The organism is Ideonella sp. B508-1, from assembly GCF_000333615.1.
Taxonomy (GTDB): domain Bacteria; phylum Pseudomonadota; class Gammaproteobacteria; order Burkholderiales; family Burkholderiaceae_C; genus Ideonella.
Genome location: NZ_BADL01000453.1, coordinates 1 through 15,065, shown reverse-complemented (window position 1 = coordinate 15,065; position 15,065 = coordinate 1). Strand labels below are relative to the sequence as shown.

Sequence of the window (15,065 nt, the reverse complement as noted above, 5' to 3'; positions counted from 1 at the left end):
GGCCTGAGCACGAACCGGCGGCGGCGGCCTGGCCGGCAATAAGGGAGGCTGGTGGCGGGGGTGGCCGGTGGCGGCGGGGGCGGAGGCCCCGGCGGCGGCGGTGGCAAGGGCGGCACCGGAGGCAACGGCGCCGGTGGCACGGGCACCGGCGGCCATGGCACAGGGGCAGGTGGCACGGGGGCCGGCGGCAGCGTGCAGCGCGGCCACAGCGGCAAGGCCGCCCGCTCGCTGGAGGAGATCCGCCTGGTCTTCGAGCGCAACAAGGGCGCCATCTACGCCATCTACAACCGCGCCCTGCGCGAAGACTCCTCGCTGCAAGGCAAGGTGGTGGTGGAGCTGCGCATCGCCCCGTCCGGCCAGGTCACCGGCTGCACCCTGGTGTCCAGCGAGCTGAAGACGCCCGAGCTGGAGCAGAAGCTGCTGGCCCGCATCCGCCAGTTCGACTTCGGCGCCAAGGACGTGGACGACATGGTCGTCAAGTGGCCGCTGGACTTCCTGCCTTCGTGACGAGGCCGCAGGCCGGCAGCGCGGACAATGCCGGCATGCACGCCCCCACCGTCTACCTCGCCGGCTTCGACGTCTTCCGCCCCGATGCCGTGGCCCAGGGCGAACGCCTGAAGGCCTGCTGCGCCGCCCAGGGCTGGCAGGGGCTGTACCCGCTGGACAACGCCCTGCCCGAGGGCCTGCAAGGCCTGGCGGCGGCGCGCTGGATCTGCGAGGCCAACCTGGCCTTGATCCGGCGCGCGGACGCGGTGCTGGCCAACCTCAACAACTTCCGCGGGGCGGAGCCCGACTCGGGCACCGCCTTCGAGGTGGGCTTCGCGGTCGCTCTGGGCAAGCCGGTGGTGGGCTATCTGGACGACGGCCGCACGCTGCGGGAGCAGCTGGGTGGCGCCCGGGATGCCGACGGGCTCACGGTGGAGGATTTCGGGCTACCGCGCAACCTGATGCTGGCCTGCACCGCCCACCTGGTGGTGGGCGACGCACAGGCCGGGCTGCAGGCCCTGAGCCGCAGGTTCAGAAATCAGCCTTGATCTCCGGCCGCTTCTGGCCGAACACCCCGGTGCGCAGGTTCATCTCGGCATTGAGCAGGCCGTTGAGGGTGAGCGTGCAGGCGCCGCCGGCGGACTGGGCGCGGGCCTGGTGTTCCTGGGCGATGTTCTGCTGGATCAGGCCGAGGAGTTGATCGGCATCCAACGCCTCGGTGGGTTGTGCCAGCAGGGTGGCGACCTCGGACCGGACTTGCTGCAAGACTTGTTCACGCATGGTGGCTCTCCTGTCAGAAAGGAAGTGGTGGCGTGCGTGATCTTGCGCAAACTTCGCGCTGAATGCAGTGCTCGGCTATGCGGGACATTGCGCCAGCGGCTGGCGCCACCGCGTTTTTTGGTGTAGACCCCGCGCCTTTCAGGGCGCGTTGTTCAGGACACCTTGTGCAGGGCCTGCTGCAGGAAATCGTAAAACGCCCGGCTCCTGGCTGAAGGCAACCTTGAACCCCCACCCGGGGGCTGGGGGCCAGGTCCCAACTGAACAGTGGCCCGGGCCCAGCATGATGTCGCGCTCGGCGGCCTGGTTGGACAGGGCCACGGTGTCGGCCAGGGCCGGGTGGCGGGCCCACAGGAACATGCCGGCCTTGGGCTCGGCGAACAGCTCGAAGCCCAGGGCCGCCAGGCGGTTGCCGGTGTGCTCGTGGGCGGCGGCCAGGCGCTCGCGCAGGCTCTTGAGGTGCTTGCGCCAGCGCCCTTCGGTCAGGGCCCCGTGGGTCAGGCGCTCGCTCAGCTCCGAACTGGTGAGGCCGGAGACCATCTTCAGCTGGGCCAGGTCCTCCACCATGTCCGGGTGGGCCATCAGGTAGCCCACCCGCAGGTTGGGCGAGATGGTCTTGGAGTAGCTGCCGATGGTGATGACCCGGTGCAACTCGTCCAGGCTGGCCAGCGAGGGCCGGGGCTCCGGGTCCAGGTCGGCGTAGATGTCGTTCTCGACAATGGTGAGCTCGTGGGCCTCGGCCAGCTGCAGCACCCGGTGCAGGTGGGCCAGCGGCGCCACCGAACCGGTGGGGCTGTGCAACCGCGGCTGGGTGAAAAAGACCTTGGGCTTGTGCTCAACGATCAGGCGCTCCAGCGTGACCAGGTCGTAGCCGCGCGATGTGCGCGGCACCCCCAGCAACCGCGCACCCTGGTAGCGCAGCGAGAACAGCAGGTTGGAGTAGCCCGGGTCGTCCACCAGCACCGGGTCGCCCGCGCGCACCAGGCGCCGCAGCGCCAGGTCCAGACCTTGGCTGGACCCTTGGGTCAACAGCACATGCTCGGGGCGCACCTGCACCTGGCGCTCGGCCATCGATTCGCCAATGAGCTGGCGCAGTGGACGATAGCCCTTGGGGTCGCCGTAGCCGCCCAACTCCCCTTCCTCGGCGGCCATGGCCCGCAGCGCCTTGCGCAGGCCCTCCTCGAACAGCCAGTCACCGGGCAGCCAGCCGCAGCCGACCTTCATGCTCAGGTGGCGGTGCTCGAAGATTCGGCGTAAGTACCACTTGGCATCGAAGTCGGCCCCTGCCACGCTGGCCACCAGGCTGCTGTCTTCCTCCCGGCCATGGCGCTGGCGCACGAAAAAGCCGGTGTGCGGGCGCGACACCAGCAGGCCGATCGCCACCAAACGGTCATAGGCTTCGACGACAGTGAAGACACTCACCCCATGCGCCTGGGCGAACTGGCGGATGGACGGCATCTTGGTGCCCGCCCTCAGCCCCCCATCGACGATCAGGGCGCGCACCCCTTCCACGATCTGCGTGACGAGGGGGATGGTGGAGGAAGGCTTGAGCTGCAACAACATGGACGGCCGCTGTACTGGCTTGTCGCCCTGTACAGTGCAGAAGTGTTTTTCCGCGATCTGTACATGGTAGCGCCGACGCCATGGCTCCCAGAATCGACCACCAGCGGCCGACACCGTGCCCGCCGCCCGATCAGGAGAGACACCCCATGCCCCGCGACTCGTCCAAGCCATCTTCCCAGAACAATGCCGAGCTGATCGCGCGCCGCCGCGCCGTCATGCCTGCCGGCGTCGGCCAGACCTACAACGTCTTTGTCGACCGCGCGGTCAACGCCGAAGTCTGGGACGTGGAAGGCAAGCGCTACGTCGATTTCTCCGGCGGCATTGCCGTGCTGAACACCGGTCACCAGCACCCCAAGGTGATCGCCGCGGTCAAGGCCCAGCTCGACAAGGTCCACCACACCTGCTTCCAGGTGCTGGCCTACGAGCCCTACGTGGAACTGTGCGAGCGCCTGGTGGCCCTGGCCCCCGGCAATTTCGCCAAGAAGGCCTTCCTGCTGACCACCGGCGCCGAAGCCGTGGAGAACGCGATCAAGATCGCCCGCTCGGCCACCAAGCGCCAGGCCGTGATCGCCTTCGGCGGCGGCTTCCATGGCCGCACCCTGCTGACCATGGGCCTGACCGGCAAGGTCGCCCCGTACAAGACCGGTTTCGGGCCCTTCCCGGCCGAGATCTACCACGCCAAGTACCCCAACGCCATGCACGGCGTGAGCGTGGCCGATGCCATCGCCTCGATCGAGGCCATCTTCAAGTACGACGTCGAGGCCGAACGCGTGGCGGCCATCATCCTGGAGCCGGTGCAGGGTGAAGGCGGCTTCTACGTGGCCCCGCCCGAGTTCGTGAAGGCGGTGCGCGCGCTGTGCGACCAGCATGGCATCGTGATGAGACAGCGTGGCCGATCTCCTGCCGGTGCTGGACGACATCCAGGCCCGGCTGGCCCGCGGCGAGCGTCCCTGATCGCCGCGGCGTGCGGGCCCCCGGCGGGGCCTGCGCGCTCAGCGGCCCAGGCGGAAGACCGAGACCGCCTGCTGCAGCTGTTCGGCCTGGTGCTGCATGCTGTCGGCCGCCGCGGCCGTCTGCTCCACCAGGGCCGCGTTCTGCTGGGTGACCTGGTCCATCTGGCCGACGGCGTTGACCACCTGCTGCACCCCGTCGCTTTGTTCGGTGGACGCGGAGCTGATCTCACCCACGATGTCGCTGACCTGCTTGATGGAGCGGACGATCTCGTCCATGGTCTTGCCGGCCTGATCGACCAGGGTGGCGCCCTGATCCACCTGCTCGACGTTGCTGGTGATCAGGCGCTTGATTTCCCGGGCGGCCTCGGCGCTGCGCTGGGCCAGCGTGCGGACCTCGCCGGCGACCACCGCGAAACCGCGGCCTTGCTCGCCTGCGCGGGCGGCTTCCACCGCGGCGTTCAGGGCCAGGATGTTGGTCTGGAAGGCGATGCCGTCGATCACGCCGATGATGTCGCTGATCTTTCGGCTGCTGCCGCTGATGCCCTGCATGGTGGCCACCACCTGTTCGACGATGGCGCCACCCTGGGTGGCGATGCTGGACGCACCCTGGGCCAGCTGGTTGGCCTGGTGGGCGCTGTCGGCGTTGGTGCGCACCGTGGAGCCGAGCTGGTGCATGGTGGCGGCCGTCTGCTGCAGCGCGCCGGCCTGCTCTTCGGTGCGCTGGCTGAGGTCCTGGTTGCCCTGGGCGATCTCGGCGCTGGCCGTGGCCACGCTCTCGGCGCTGCCGCGCACCTGGGCCACCACTTCCGTCAGCGAGGCCTGCATGGCCCCCAGCGTGGCCAGCAGCGGGCTGAATTCGTCCACCGCGCTGTCCTCCACGGTCGTGGAGAAGTCACCCTGCTTGACGCGGTCGGCCACGATCTGGGCCTGGGTGACGCGCTGACGCAGCGAGCGCGCCACCATCCAGGACAGGGCCACCAGGCCGACGGCGACCGCCGCCACCAGCAGCGTCAGCTGCAGGCGGATCTCGTCGACATTGGCACCGATGGTGGCCACGTCCGCACCCAGCACCTGGGTCTGGCGGCTGCGCTCTTCGCTGAGCCACTTCTGGATCTTGGAGAACTGGGGGATCGTGGTCTGGGTCAGCATGGCCAGCGCCTCGTCGTGCTTGCCCGACCGGATCAGCTCCAGGTTCTTCTCTGCCACGGGCCAGGAGACCTGCTGCAGGTCCAGCCAGTCGCGCTTGAAGGCGTCACGGCCCGCCTGGTCCTGGATCTCGGCCAGGAAGTCGTTGTCGTTCTTGGTGATCTCCTGCCGCCGGGCCTGCAGGGCCTTGGCAGCCTGTTCCATCTCCTGCGGCGTGTCGGCCAGCATGGCTTGGCGGATGTCGGACAGCGCCTGGGAAATCTTCAGCTCGGTGCTGGCGATCAGGCTGAGCTGCAGCACCTTGATGTCGCCCGTGCGGTGGGCCAGTTCGCGGACTTCACGCAGTTGGATCCAGGTGCTGGCCGTGACGGCCAGCAAGGCGACGATGAGCGCGAACGACACCGCGTAGAGGCGCTGGCTGAGGCTGATTCTCTTGAAGAAAGACATGCTGCTCCTTGAAGGGCGAAGGTAAATCTGACTGACCTCGGCGGTGGCGGGCAGGCCTGCGCTGGGTCGGCCCTCCCGGGGCATCGACCGTGTCTCCTGGGCGCACTGCTCGATTTCGCCGGTGACCTGAGGGGGAATGCTCCTCTGTTTATCGGCCGAGGATCCTCTGTATTGAGGTTTACACGTAGGTCTTTTCTGACATTTACGTCACCGAGGGTTTGTCTGGGAACCCATGGGTCACCTGGAAATCGCCCCCCGGCGCCGGTGTGGCCGGCCTTCTACGATGGGCCGCCGCCTGCTGGGCGCGGCCCGTGGCCTGCGCCACCCCCTTGCGCCGCTCACTCGGTCAGGCGGGCATCTGCATCCAATCGGGGAGACAAGCCATGACAACCTTTGCCCAGCGACGGGCGCGGGGCGTGGCGGTGCTGTTGGCCGCGCTGACCCTTGCATCTGCATCCACCACCGCCACGGCCGCCGTGGCCCTGCCGCAGCTGAACATCGACACCGGCCAGATCACCGTCTCGGGCCTGTCCTCGGGGGGCTTCATGGCCAACCAGCTGGGCTATGCCTATTCAGGCACCTTCAAGGGCGTGGGGGTGTTTGCCGGCGGGCCCTACATGTGCGCGGGCCACAGCAACTACACGGCCTGCATGTACAACGCCAGCATCTCCAGCAGCATGCTCAGCACCCTGCAGGCAGACCTGAACAACTGGAGCGGCACCGCCATCGACCCCCTGGCCAATGTGGCCGGTCAGAAGGTGTTCATGTTCGTGGGCACCAGCGACACCACTGTCGGCCCCAAACCGATGAACGCGGTGCAGACCCAGTACACCAACAATGGCGTGCCGGCGGCCAACCTGAGCTATGTGCAGCGCAGCGGCACGGCGCATGTATTCCCCACCGACTTTGTCGCCACCGGCAACAACAGCTGCGGCACCAGCGCCTCGCCCTACATCGCCAACTGCAGCTACGACGGTGCCAAGGCGGTGCTGAGCCAGTTCTACGGCACGCTCAACGCCCGCAATGACGCGCCGGCCGCGGCCAATTACATCGAGTTCGACCAGACCCCCTTCACCGCCGGCAACCCCGGCATGGCCGCCACCGGCTGGCTCTATGTGCCGGCCAACTGTGCCAGCGGGGCGGTGTGCCGCCTGCATGTGGCCCTGCATGGCTGCCAGCAGAATGTCGCCACCATCGGCGACAAGTTCCTGAAGAACACCGGCTACACCCGCTGGGCCGACACCAACAGCATCGTCGTGCTCTTCCCGCAGACGAAGGTGGACAACACCCCCCGCAGCACCGCCGCCAGCGGCTCGCTGGCCAACCCCAACGGCTGCTGGGACTGGATCGGCTGGTACGGCGGTAACTTCGCCCAGCGCGCCGGCACGCAGATGCAGGCCATCAAGGCCATGGTGGACCAGGTGTCCTCTGGCTCCGGCGGTGGTGGGGGAGGTGGCGCCCTGCCTGCACCCACCGGGCTGGTGGCCTCAGGGGCCACCGACACCACCATGACCCTCGGCTGGAACGCGGTCAGCGGCGCGGTGGGCTACCACGTGTTCCGCAACGGCGTGCAGGTGAACAGCACGGCCGTCACCGGCACCAGCTATGTGGACAGCGGCCTGTCGCCCGCCACCACCTACAGCTGGACCGTGGCCGCCCTGGACAGCGGCGGCGCGCAGGGTGCGCTCTCGGCCGCGGTCAGCGCCACCACCACCGGGGCCACCACCTGCTTCACCGCCAGCAACTACGCCCACACCACGGCCGGCCGGGCCCACCAGAGCGGCGGCTACGCCTATGCCAACGGCTCCAACCAGGCCATGGGCCTGTGGAACGTCTTCGTCACCACCACGCTGAAGCAGACGGGGGCGAACTACTACGTCATTGGCAGTTGTCCCTGAGGTCCGTCCCCTTGGAGGGGGGCGATGAATGGCTGCATTTCGAGCAGGAGAAGCGCACCTTCTTCGGGCTGCAGTCACGGCCCGGCCCGACCGCCGTGCTTCGAGAGGCACCGCGATCTCATGCCACGAGACTTCTCGGACAGAATCAGCCGACATGACGCACACCTCTGCCGAGATGCACGCCTACTACGCGGCGCGCGCACCGTATTACGACGCTGTGTACCTCAAGCCGGAGCGTCAGGATGACATCGACTTTCTGCGCCGCCACCTGCCCGCGCGCCTGCAGGGGCGGGACGTGCTGGAAGTGGCCTGTGGCACAGGCTACTGGACGCAGCACATCGCACCCCTTGCGCGTCGGATGGTGGCCACCGACGGCACCGCGGAGCCGCTCGAATTTGCACGCCTGAGGCCGGGAACCGAAGCCGTTGCCTTCGGCCTGGCCGACGCCTATGAGCTGCCCGAGGACCTGGGCCAGTTCAACGCGGCGTTCGCGGGCCTGTGGTTGTCCCATGTGCCGGTTCAGGCGCGCCACGCCTTTCTGCGCAGCCTGCATCGGCGCCTGAGCCCGGGTGCCCGGGTGCTGTTCATCGACAACAGCACGGTGCAGTTGCAGGACTTTCCGATCGAGGAAACGGATGCCGAGGGCAACACCTACCAGCACCGTCCTCTGCGGGATGGCTCCGTCCACCGGGTGCTGAAGAACTTTCCCACCGAGGCCGAGTTGCGCGCCCTGATTCGTCCCGTTGCCTCCGCGTGCACCTTCCAGTCACTGGACAACTTCTGGTGGCTGGAATACGAGTTCAATGGCGTGATCGCCTGAAGGGGCGGCGCATGCGCATCCACATCACCGGTGCGTCGGGGGCGGGGTCTTCCACGCTGGCCATCGCCCTGGCACGTCAGTTGGGTTGGCGCTGTCTGGATGGCGACGACTACTTCTGGCTGCGGCCCGAGCCGCCCTTCGAGGCCCGTCGAGCGCCGCAGGAGCGGCTGGCGCTGCTGCTGTCGGACATGGCCGAGGCTGGCGATGTCGTGCTGGCGGGTTCGGTCGATGGTTGGGGCCGGGAGCTGGAAGACGCCTTCGACCTGATCGTGTTTCTTCGCCTGGACACGGACATCCGCCTCCAGCGGCTGCACGCGCGGGAGATGCAGCGCTTCGGGGCCGTTGATGCCAACTTCCTTGCCTGGGCCGCTCAGTACGACACCGGCACCCTGGAGGGCCGGTCGTTGTCCCGCCAGTGCGAATGGCTGGCTGCCCAATCCTGCCCGGTGCTGGTCATCGAGGGCGATCTTTCGGTCGAGGAGCGGATGCGCAGGGTGCTGGACCGTCTGAAAATCATCGGGCCACACTCTCAGAAGGATTCACCGCCGTGACGCATCTCTTTGAAAAGTCCCGCGCCGCTGCCGCCGCTCTTGTGGTGACTGTCGTGGGCTTCGGCCCAGTGCGTGGGGCCATGGCTGTCACGCCGTCATTCCCGGAAGGAGGCCCGAGCGTGCAGAGCGCTGCGCTGGTCGCGCAACAGGAGATGCTGAGCGACCTCACGGGCAAGCTGGCGGTGCAGACCCAGCTTCTGCATGCGCAGCGAAAGGTCTTGGCTGGGCCACCGCATGTCGCGATGTTGGTCCGAGGGAATCATTGGCCGCAACCAGCGGTTGAACCGTGAAGGCCGTGGCGATGCAACAGTACGCACGCACAGAGGGCAGACGCCAGTACCTCCCTCTCATCCGCTTCACAGTCGCCATCTTTTGGGGTGTCCTGCTGTACATCGCAGGGGTGGTTTCCCTGGCAGGCTGGCTGGCGGCCATCGCCATTCCCCAAGCCTATTTCGCTTGGTGGGGCCCCGCCCATGTGGCCTGGGGGCTGGCCCTGCTGCAACTGGTGACGATGGCTCTGCCGATCGCGGTGCTGGTGGCCGGCGGCACGCTAGCCGCCTTGCGTGGGCTGGGAGGTGGACGGCTGATGGCGATGGGCGTGTGCCTGGGGCTGCTGGCGGGTTGGGTCTGGGAGTCGGCAACCGGGCTGCTGCAGCTGCAGGCGCAAGTCGGTGGTCATATCTGGCCCCTCCTGAGCGCCTCCTTGCGCCCACGCTGGTGGGATCTGTCCGTGTCGCTGAGTCCCTGGTTGGGTTGGGCTCTGGCGATCTTGTCTGCGCGGCGGTTGATGCCCATCGCAGCGCAGCCTTCCCTTCATTGAGATGCTGGACCGCTGCCTCAGCCCCGCCTACCACGTTGCCGGTGGCGCCCTTGGCGTAGGGGCAGCCGCCCACGCCGGAGAAGCTGTCGTTCAACGTTTGAGTTCGGCCGCACTTTCCTGATACACATTGGGCCGATGCCGCTCCATCATTCGGTCCGGTGCTGCCAATGGTGTGAAGCCGTATTTGGCATACAGAGAATGAGCATCTCTGGTGGCGAGCAGCATACGCCGTAGACCTTGTAGCTCTGGATGGCCGAGCACGGCGTCCATGAGGCGCTTTGACAGACCCTTGCCGCGATGCTCATCCAGAACGTAAACATCCGCAAGATACGCAAAGGTGGCGCGGTCTGTGATGACACGACCAAAGCCAACCTGTGCGCTGCCTAGAAGCACGCCAAAGCAGAGCGAGTTCTGGATCGCGCGCTCGACCACGGCCCTGGGTACGCCAGGCGACCAGTAGGAGTGCGAAAGGAAGGCGTGAACCGCTTCAATGTCGAAGCGCGCAGGATCGGTGGTGATCTGGTAGTTCGACATGGCGTTGGTGCGTGCGGCCGCATTCCAGGGAATGTTAACGCAACCGAAGTCCAGCGCCAGTTGGATCGTCTCATTGCCCGCGTAGGCGCTGTCCATCAGTGGGCGCAGCGGCCTGTTCGGCGCACCAAGGCTGGCCAACAGTTCGCGGCCCATCGGGCCGTCGCCGCTCAGGCCTGGTGACAGCGCGAAGGTTACGGCTGTCCGAGCATCCGCGGCAACCATATGAACCTTGGTGTTCCATCCGCTGCGGGACTTGCCGATGGCTTGCGGTCCGTTCCTTTGAGCGCACCGGTGCCGTCCGGGTGGACCTTGATGCTCGTGGAGTCGAGTGAAACAGCCTCGATCTTGATGCGCACGACCTGCGCCTTCTGCAGTTCCTCGAACATCCGATCAAGCACGCCCGCCTTGGTCCAGCGATTCATGCGGGTGTAGATCGTGTGCCAGTTACCGAATCGCTTGGGCAATCCACGCCACTTACATCCGTGCTCGGCCACATACAGGATGGCGTTGACCACCTGGAGATTGCTCAGGCTGACGTTGCCGCGCTGGGTCGGCAGGCAATGTTCGATCTTGGCGAACTGCTCGGGCGTGATTTCCATGCAGGCAGCTTGCCAACTCGAAGCTCATTTACCAATAGTGTTAACAAGCCCTGGCCGACTGGCCTCTTGTGCTGCAACGCCTCGGAGCTCAGATCAAATGACGGATGTACTGTTGAGTGGTGGGAGCGATTGGCGCGTCGTGGTGCTGACCGGCGATAGCTGGCGGGTTCCGGCCAGCTGCGACGGACACCGCGGGGCAGATTGGCTTGTCGCGTACAAGGACGATGTCACCAGACTGAGAAGTCGCCTGCAGGGCCGAGAGCGACGTTGACGATGGCCATTGGCTGAATGAATCAGTCGCGCGCGTCGCAGGGGCGCGTCTTGCGCGCCTTATCTGGCCTCGCCGACGCCCCTGGGCTGATACTCAAGGTAGTTCACTGCAGGTGTCGACCGGGTGAGCGAGAAGCCCAGGCGCTCATAGAACCTTCGGGCAGGATTCGATGAAAGCACATGAAGGCGGACAGGGAGCCCCAGCGCCTGGGACTGGTCCAAGAGACGCTGCATGATTTGCGCACCCAGTCCCAGATTCTGTCGTGCGGGTTCAAGGTAGATCTCTTCAAGCTGGATGTGCGTGTCGTGTAGCTCATGCGCAATGGCTCCAACCGGTACACCCTCATCGTGGATGAGCGAGAACAGGCCGGCTTGAATCAACCTCTGGATCGTTGGCCGAGCCACCTTCTCGAAGCAGTCGCCGAGGTCAGCCTCGACATAGGCTCGCATCGTCGACTCGCAAAGGCCGTAGATGTAGTCAAAGTCGCCTGCCTCGGCCGGCCGGAAGTTCAAAGCGGTGCGAGCCATCAGCGCACTTTCTATGCCGCCTCGCCGGGCCGCGGCGCCCGACATTGCCACTCCGCCTTGGTGAGCGAATGCGTCGCCAAGCTCCTGCCGTACCAAGGTTCGAGCCCACGAAACCGCATGCCGAGGCGGTCCATGACCCGTCCCGAGGCGACGTTGTCCGGGTGACGAACGGCCAGGAGTTCGGCGGCTGACAAGTCGTTGAATGCAAACGCCGTCATGCGTTCTGCCGCCTCGCTGGCCAGGCCCTGGCGCCAGAAGTCCGGATGCAGGCGCCAGCCCAGCTCCAGAGGATTGGACCGAAGGGTCTCCAGGTCGGTGGGGGGCGCCGCCTCTCGGCGCAGATGCTGGACTGCGCCTGCGCCGGCAACACGGCCACTTTGCAGCTCGATCAGCGCCCACCAGCTCGTTCCCCAGGCGGCCCAGCAGCGCTGTACCCGGGCGATCATCTCTGCCGTCTGTTCGCGCGTCTCGGGCTCGCCGGTGATGTAGCGCATCACCTCCGGGCGCGCGTTCATCGTGTGAAGTCCGTCGAGATGACGCTCACTGAAAGGTTCCAGGCGCAGTCGCTCGGTGAACAGGACTGTCATGGTGACCGGCGCCCCTCAGGCGCCCCGCTTGGCCAGCAGCGCCCGCGCCGTGCGCGAGCCATTGGCCTGGCCCAGCGCGTCGCGGATGAACGCACCCGCGTCGATCAGGGCGTCCAGGTCGATGCAGGTCTCAATGCCCAGGCCGTGCAGCAGGTAGACCACGTCCTCGGTGGCCACGTTGCCGGTGGCGCCCTTGGCGTAGGGGCAGCCGCCCAGGCCGGAGACGCTGGCGTCGAAGGTGTGGATGCCCAGCTCCAGGCTGGCGTAGACGTTGGCCAGGGCCATGCCGTAGGTGTCGTGGAAATGCCCGCTCACTTCCGCCAATGGGTAGTGGCGCAGCGCGGCCTCCAGCGCGCGCTGCACCTGGCGCGGGGTGCCCACGCCGATGGTGTCGGCCACGCCCACGTGCTGCACGCCGATCTCGGCCATCAGCCGGGCCACCAGTTCGACCCGCTCGGGGGCGATGGCGCCCTCGTAGGGGCAGCCCACCGCGCAGGAGATGGCGCCGCGCACCTTGACGCCCGCGGCGCGGGCGGCTGCCACCACCGGCGCGAAGCGCTCGATGGATTCGCCAATGGAGCAGTTGATGTTCTTCTGGCTGAAGGCTTCGCTGGCGGCGCCGAAGACGACGATCTCGTCCGGCTGCGTGGCGGCGGCCGCTTCCCAGCCCTTCAGGTTGGGCGTCAGCACCGAGTAGCGCACGCCGGGCTGGCGTTGTACGCCGGCCATCACCTTGGCGTTGTCGGCCATCTGCGGTACCCACTTGGGGCTGACGAAGCTGGTGACCTCGATCTCGCGCAGGCCGGCGGCCTGCAGGCGGTGGACCAGCTCGATCTTGGTGGCGGCCGGGACGGTCTGCTTCTCGTTCTGCAGGCCGTCGCGCGGGCCCACCTCGACCAGGGTGACGCGGGCGGGGAGGTTGGCTGTGCTCATGGCGCTCATTCTCCGGCCAGCGTGAGCAGGGCGGCGCCTTCGCTCACCTGGTCGCCCACGGCGTAGAGCAACTCGCCCACCACGCCGTCGCGCGGGGCGTGCAGAGTGTGTTCCATCTTCATCGCCTCCATCACCGCCAGCGGCTGGCCGGCCGTCACGGTGGCGCCGGCCTGTACCAGCAGGGCCACCACCTTGCCGGGCATGGGCGCGGTCAGCGAGCCGCCACCGCCGGCCTGGTCGGCGGCGTGGGCGATGGGGTCGTACTCGCTCAGCTCCAGGCTGCCGTGCTCGCCGAACACCGCCAGCGTCTCGCCCGCGGCGTGTACGGCCAGCATATGGCGCTGGCCGGCCAGCAGCACCTCGTAGCGGTCCTCACCCAAGGCGCGCCAGCTCAGGGGCCAGTGCTGCTCGCCCAGGCCCAGGCGCAGCGCGCCGTCGTGCAGGCGAGCCAGCATGAAGCCATGGTGCTCGCCGCCCAGGGCCAGGTCGATGCGGCGGCGCGCGCCGCCGTGCAGCCGCCAGCCGTCGCGGCGGCTCCAGGGGTCGGTGCCTTCCAGCGCCTGCTCGCGGTGCAGCTGGTGGGCCACCACGCCCGCGGCAGCCACTTCCAGCGGCAGGCCGGCGTGGCCGAACAGGGCGGGGCGCTCGCGCTCGATCAGCGCGGTGTCCAGGTCGGCGGTGGCGAAGGCGCGGCTGCCCACCACGCGGCGCAGGAAAGCCACGTTGGTGGCCAGGCCGACGATGTGGGTGTCGCGCAGCGCGGCGTCCAGCCGGGCCAGGGCCTGGGCGCGGTCTTCGCCCCAGACGATGAGCTTGGCCACCATCGAGTCGTAGTGCGGGCTGATGGCATCGCCCTGGCGCACACCGGCATCCACCCGCACCGGGGCGGGCGTCAGCGCGTCGCCCCCGCGCTGGAAGGCCACGTGGGCGGGCCAGTGCAGCACCTGCAGCGTGCCGGTAGCGGGCAGGAAGCCGGCGTCCGGGTTCTCGGCGCAGATGCGGGCCTCGATGGCGTGGCCGTGGATGCGCAACTCGTCCTGCCGGCGCGGCAGGGGCTGGCCGGCGGCCACGCGCAGCTGCCACTCCACCAGGTCCAGGCCGGTGATGGCCTCAGTCACCGGATGTTCCACCTGCAGGCGGGTGTTCATCTCCATGAAGTAGAACCTGTGGGCCCCCACGCTGCCGCTGCCCCCCGAGGGGGCTGCCCCGCCTTGGGACGGCCCGGCGGCGGGGCGGATATCCCCGTCCTCGTCGCCTTCGACGATGAACTCCACCGTGCCCGCGCCCACATAGCCCACGGCCTGGGCGGCGGCCACCGCGGCGGCGCCCATCTCGGCGCGGCGCTCGGCCGACAGGCCGGGGGCGGGGGCCTCTTCCAGCACCTTCTGGTGGCGGCGCTGCACCGAGCAGTCGCGCTCGAACAGGTAGACGCACTGGCCCTGGGTGTCGGCGAAGACCTGGATCTCGATGTGGCGCGGGCGGGTGACGTAGCGCTCCACCAGCACATGGTCGTTGCCGAAGCTGGCGGCGGCCTCGCGCTGGCAGGACGCCAGGGCGGCGACGAAGTCCTCCGCGCGGTCCACCCGGCGCATGCCCCGGCCACCGCCGCCGGCGCTGGCCTTGATCAGCACCGGAAAGCCGATGGCCTCGGCCTGGCCCAGCAGGAACTGCGGGTCGTTGTTGCTGCCGTGGTAGCCGGGCACCAGCGGCACGCCGGCCTCGGCCATCAGGGCCTTGGCGGCGGCCTTGCTGCCCATGGCGGCAATGGCTTCGGGCGGCGGGCCGATGAAGACCAGGCCGGCGGCGGCGCAGGCGCGGGCGAAGTCCTCGTTCTCGCTCAGGAAGCCGTAGCCCGGGTGCACGGCCTGGGCGCCGGTGGCCTTGGCCGCGTCGAGGATGCGCTGCCACTGCAGGTAGCTGTCCTTGGCGGCCAGGCCGCCGATGGGCACGGCCTCGTCGCAGGCGCCCACATGGGCGGCCTGGGCGTCGGCCTCGGAATAGACGGCCACGGTGCGCACGCCCAGGCGGCGCGCGGTCTGGGCCACACGGCAGGCGATTTCGCCGCGGTTGGCGATCAGGATTTTTTGGAACATCTTGTCGGGTCTCCGTGCCGGCTCAGGCCAGCCAGGCGGGGTGGGCGCTTCTGCAGGAAA

15 protein-coding genes and 2 pseudogenes are annotated in these 15,065 nt (G+C 68.0%); 8 read left to right on the top strand and 9 right to left on the bottom strand.

The features are described 5' to 3' along the window. Positions 1 to 51: 51 nt before the first annotated feature. The gene (locus I73_RS28895; protein ID WP_051049276.1) at positions 52 to 507 is read left to right on the top strand and encodes an AgmX/PglI C-terminal domain-containing protein; all 456 of its coding nucleotides are present in this window, start codon (positions 52 to 54) and stop codon (positions 505 to 507) included. Between the two features lie 35 nt (positions 508 to 542). Continuing rightward, entirely contained in the window at positions 543 to 1,034 is a 492-nt protein-coding gene (locus I73_RS18370; RefSeq protein ID WP_026096925.1) for a nucleoside 2-deoxyribosyltransferase, read from the top strand. Here the strand turns inward: I73_RS18370 and I73_RS18365 are convergent. Together I73_RS18365 and I73_RS28890 are read right to left on the bottom strand one after the other, a co-directional pair. Further along, positions 1,018 to 1,266, bottom strand: a complete 249-nt coding sequence (locus I73_RS18365; RefSeq protein WP_022981954.1) for a hypothetical protein — start codon at positions 1,264 to 1,266, stop codon at positions 1,018 to 1,020. The genes I73_RS18370 and I73_RS18365 overlap by 17 nt on opposite strands. A 138-nt stretch (positions 1,267 to 1,404) precedes the next feature. Beyond that, positions 1,405 to 2,823: a PLP-dependent aminotransferase family protein gene (locus I73_RS28890; protein WP_051049277.1), complete on the bottom strand. Its 1,419-nt coding sequence runs from the start codon at positions 2,821 to 2,823 to the stop codon at positions 1,405 to 1,407. A gap of 149 nt (positions 2,824 to 2,972) precedes the next feature. Here I73_RS28890 and I73_RS31840 point away from each other — a divergent pair. Beyond that, positions 2,973 to 3,743 (top strand): annotated as a pseudogene (locus I73_RS31840) (aminotransferase class III-fold pyridoxal phosphate-dependent enzyme); the annotation flags it as partial. A gap of 75 nt (positions 3,744 to 3,818) precedes the next feature. Here I73_RS31840 and I73_RS18345 read toward each other — a convergent pair. Further along, on the bottom strand, positions 3,819 to 5,372 hold the full coding sequence (locus I73_RS18345) for a methyl-accepting chemotaxis protein (protein WP_022981950.1): 1,554 nt from the start codon (positions 5,370 to 5,372) through the stop codon (positions 3,819 to 3,821). A 383-nt stretch (positions 5,373 to 5,755) separates the two neighbouring features. On the opposite strand from I73_RS18345, the gene I73_RS18340 reads away from it, so the two are divergent. The 5 genes from I73_RS18340 (at position 5,756) to I73_RS18320 (ending at position 9,461) form a co-directional block, all read left to right on the top strand. After that, positions 5,756 to 7,270, top strand: coding sequence for a fibronectin type III domain-containing protein (locus I73_RS18340; RefSeq protein WP_051049275.1), 1,515 nt, complete (start codon positions 5,756 to 5,758; stop codon positions 7,268 to 7,270). Positions 7,271 to 7,424: 154 nt separating this feature from the next. After that, positions 7,425 to 8,090, top strand: coding sequence for a bifunctional 2-polyprenyl-6-hydroxyphenol methylase/3-demethylubiquinol 3-O-methyltransferase UbiG (locus I73_RS18335; RefSeq protein ID WP_022981948.1), 666 nt, complete (start codon positions 7,425 to 7,427; stop codon positions 8,088 to 8,090). A gap of 11 nt (positions 8,091 to 8,101) precedes the next feature. After that, positions 8,102 to 8,641 carry an AAA family ATPase gene (locus I73_RS18330; protein ID WP_022981947.1) on the top strand — a complete coding sequence of 180 codons (540 nt, stop codon included), beginning with the start codon at positions 8,102 to 8,104 and terminating at the stop codon, positions 8,639 to 8,641. Next, on the top strand, positions 8,638 to 8,931 hold the full coding sequence (locus tag I73_RS32770) for a hypothetical protein (protein ID WP_148289844.1): 294 nt from the start codon (positions 8,638 to 8,640) through the stop codon (positions 8,929 to 8,931). Before I73_RS18330 ends, I73_RS32770 begins: the two co-directional genes overlap by 4 nt. Next, positions 8,928 to 9,461, top strand: a complete 534-nt coding sequence (locus tag I73_RS18320) for a hypothetical protein (protein ID WP_022981945.1) — start codon at positions 8,928 to 8,930, stop codon at positions 9,459 to 9,461. The genes I73_RS32770 and I73_RS18320 overlap by 4 nt, the downstream gene beginning before the upstream one ends. 90 nt (positions 9,462 to 9,551) lie before the next feature. On the opposite strand, the gene I73_RS18315 is transcribed toward I73_RS18320, so the two are convergent. From I73_RS18315 to I73_RS18290, 6 genes and pseudogenes are all read right to left on the bottom strand, one after another. Then, positions 9,552 to 9,995, bottom strand: coding sequence for a GNAT family N-acetyltransferase (locus tag I73_RS18315; protein WP_026096922.1), 444 nt, complete (start codon positions 9,993 to 9,995; stop codon positions 9,552 to 9,554). A gap of 30 nt (positions 9,996 to 10,025) precedes the next feature. Continuing rightward, positions 10,026 to 10,594: pseudogene (locus I73_RS18310) on the bottom strand (IS5 family transposase); the annotation flags it as partial. A 330-nt stretch (positions 10,595 to 10,924) separates the two neighbouring features. Continuing rightward, positions 10,925 to 11,392, bottom strand: coding sequence for a GNAT family N-acetyltransferase (locus I73_RS31070; RefSeq protein WP_159105904.1), 468 nt, complete (start codon positions 11,390 to 11,392; stop codon positions 10,925 to 10,927). An 11-nt stretch (positions 11,393 to 11,403) separates the two neighbouring features. Continuing rightward, positions 11,404 to 11,979: a GNAT family N-acetyltransferase gene (locus I73_RS18300; RefSeq protein ID WP_022981941.1), complete on the bottom strand. Its 576-nt coding sequence runs from the start codon at positions 11,977 to 11,979 to the stop codon at positions 11,404 to 11,406. A gap of 15 nt (positions 11,980 to 11,994) precedes the next feature. After that, complete coding sequence (locus I73_RS18295) at positions 11,995 to 12,912, bottom strand: hydroxymethylglutaryl-CoA lyase (RefSeq protein ID WP_022981940.1); 918 nt, start codon at positions 12,910 to 12,912, stop codon at positions 11,995 to 11,997. Positions 12,913 to 12,917: 5 nt separating this feature from the next. Continuing rightward, a complete protein-coding gene (locus I73_RS18290) occupies positions 12,918 to 15,005 on the bottom strand; it encodes an acetyl/propionyl/methylcrotonyl-CoA carboxylase subunit alpha (RefSeq protein ID WP_022981939.1) in 2,088 nt (695 codons plus the stop codon). Between the last annotated feature and the right edge of the window lie 60 nt (positions 15,006 to 15,065).

Bases quoted from the DNA above. Each gene is read 5' to 3' on its own strand.
- I73_RS18370 (WP_026096925.1), top strand. From the start codon at position 543: ATGCACGCCCCCACCGTCTACCTCGCCGGCTTCGACGTCTTCCGCCCC.
- I73_RS18365 (WP_022981954.1), bottom strand. From the start codon at position 1,266: ATGCGTGAACAAGTCTTGCAGCAAGTCCGGTCCGAGGTCGCCACCCTG.
- I73_RS18345 (WP_022981950.1), bottom strand. From the start codon at position 5,372: ATGTCTTTCTTCAAGAGAATCAGCCTCAGCCAGCGCCTCTACGCGGTG.
- I73_RS18340 (WP_051049275.1), top strand. From the start codon at position 5,756: ATGACAACCTTTGCCCAGCGACGGGCGCGGGGCGTGGCGGTGCTGTTG.
- I73_RS18335 (WP_022981948.1), top strand. From the start codon at position 7,425: ATGACGCACACCTCTGCCGAGATGCACGCCTACTACGCGGCGCGCGCA.
- I73_RS18330 (WP_022981947.1), top strand. From the start codon at position 8,102: ATGCGCATCCACATCACCGGTGCGTCGGGGGCGGGGTCTTCCACGCTG.
- I73_RS18315 (WP_026096922.1), bottom strand. From the start codon at position 9,995: ATGTCGAACTACCAGATCACCACCGATCCTGCGCGCTTCGACATTGAA.
- I73_RS31070 (WP_159105904.1), bottom strand. From the start codon at position 11,392: ATGGCTCGCACCGCTTTGAACTTCCGGCCGGCCGAGGCAGGCGACTTT.
- I73_RS18300 (WP_022981941.1), bottom strand. From the start codon at position 11,979: ATGACAGTCCTGTTCACCGAGCGACTGCGCCTGGAACCTTTCAGTGAG.
- I73_RS18295 (WP_022981940.1), bottom strand. From the start codon at position 12,912: ATGAGCACAGCCAACCTCCCCGCCCGCGTCACCCTGGTCGAGGTGGGC.
- I73_RS18290 (WP_022981939.1), bottom strand. From the start codon at position 15,005: ATGTTCCAAAAAATCCTGATCGCCAACCGCGGCGAAATCGCCTGCCGT.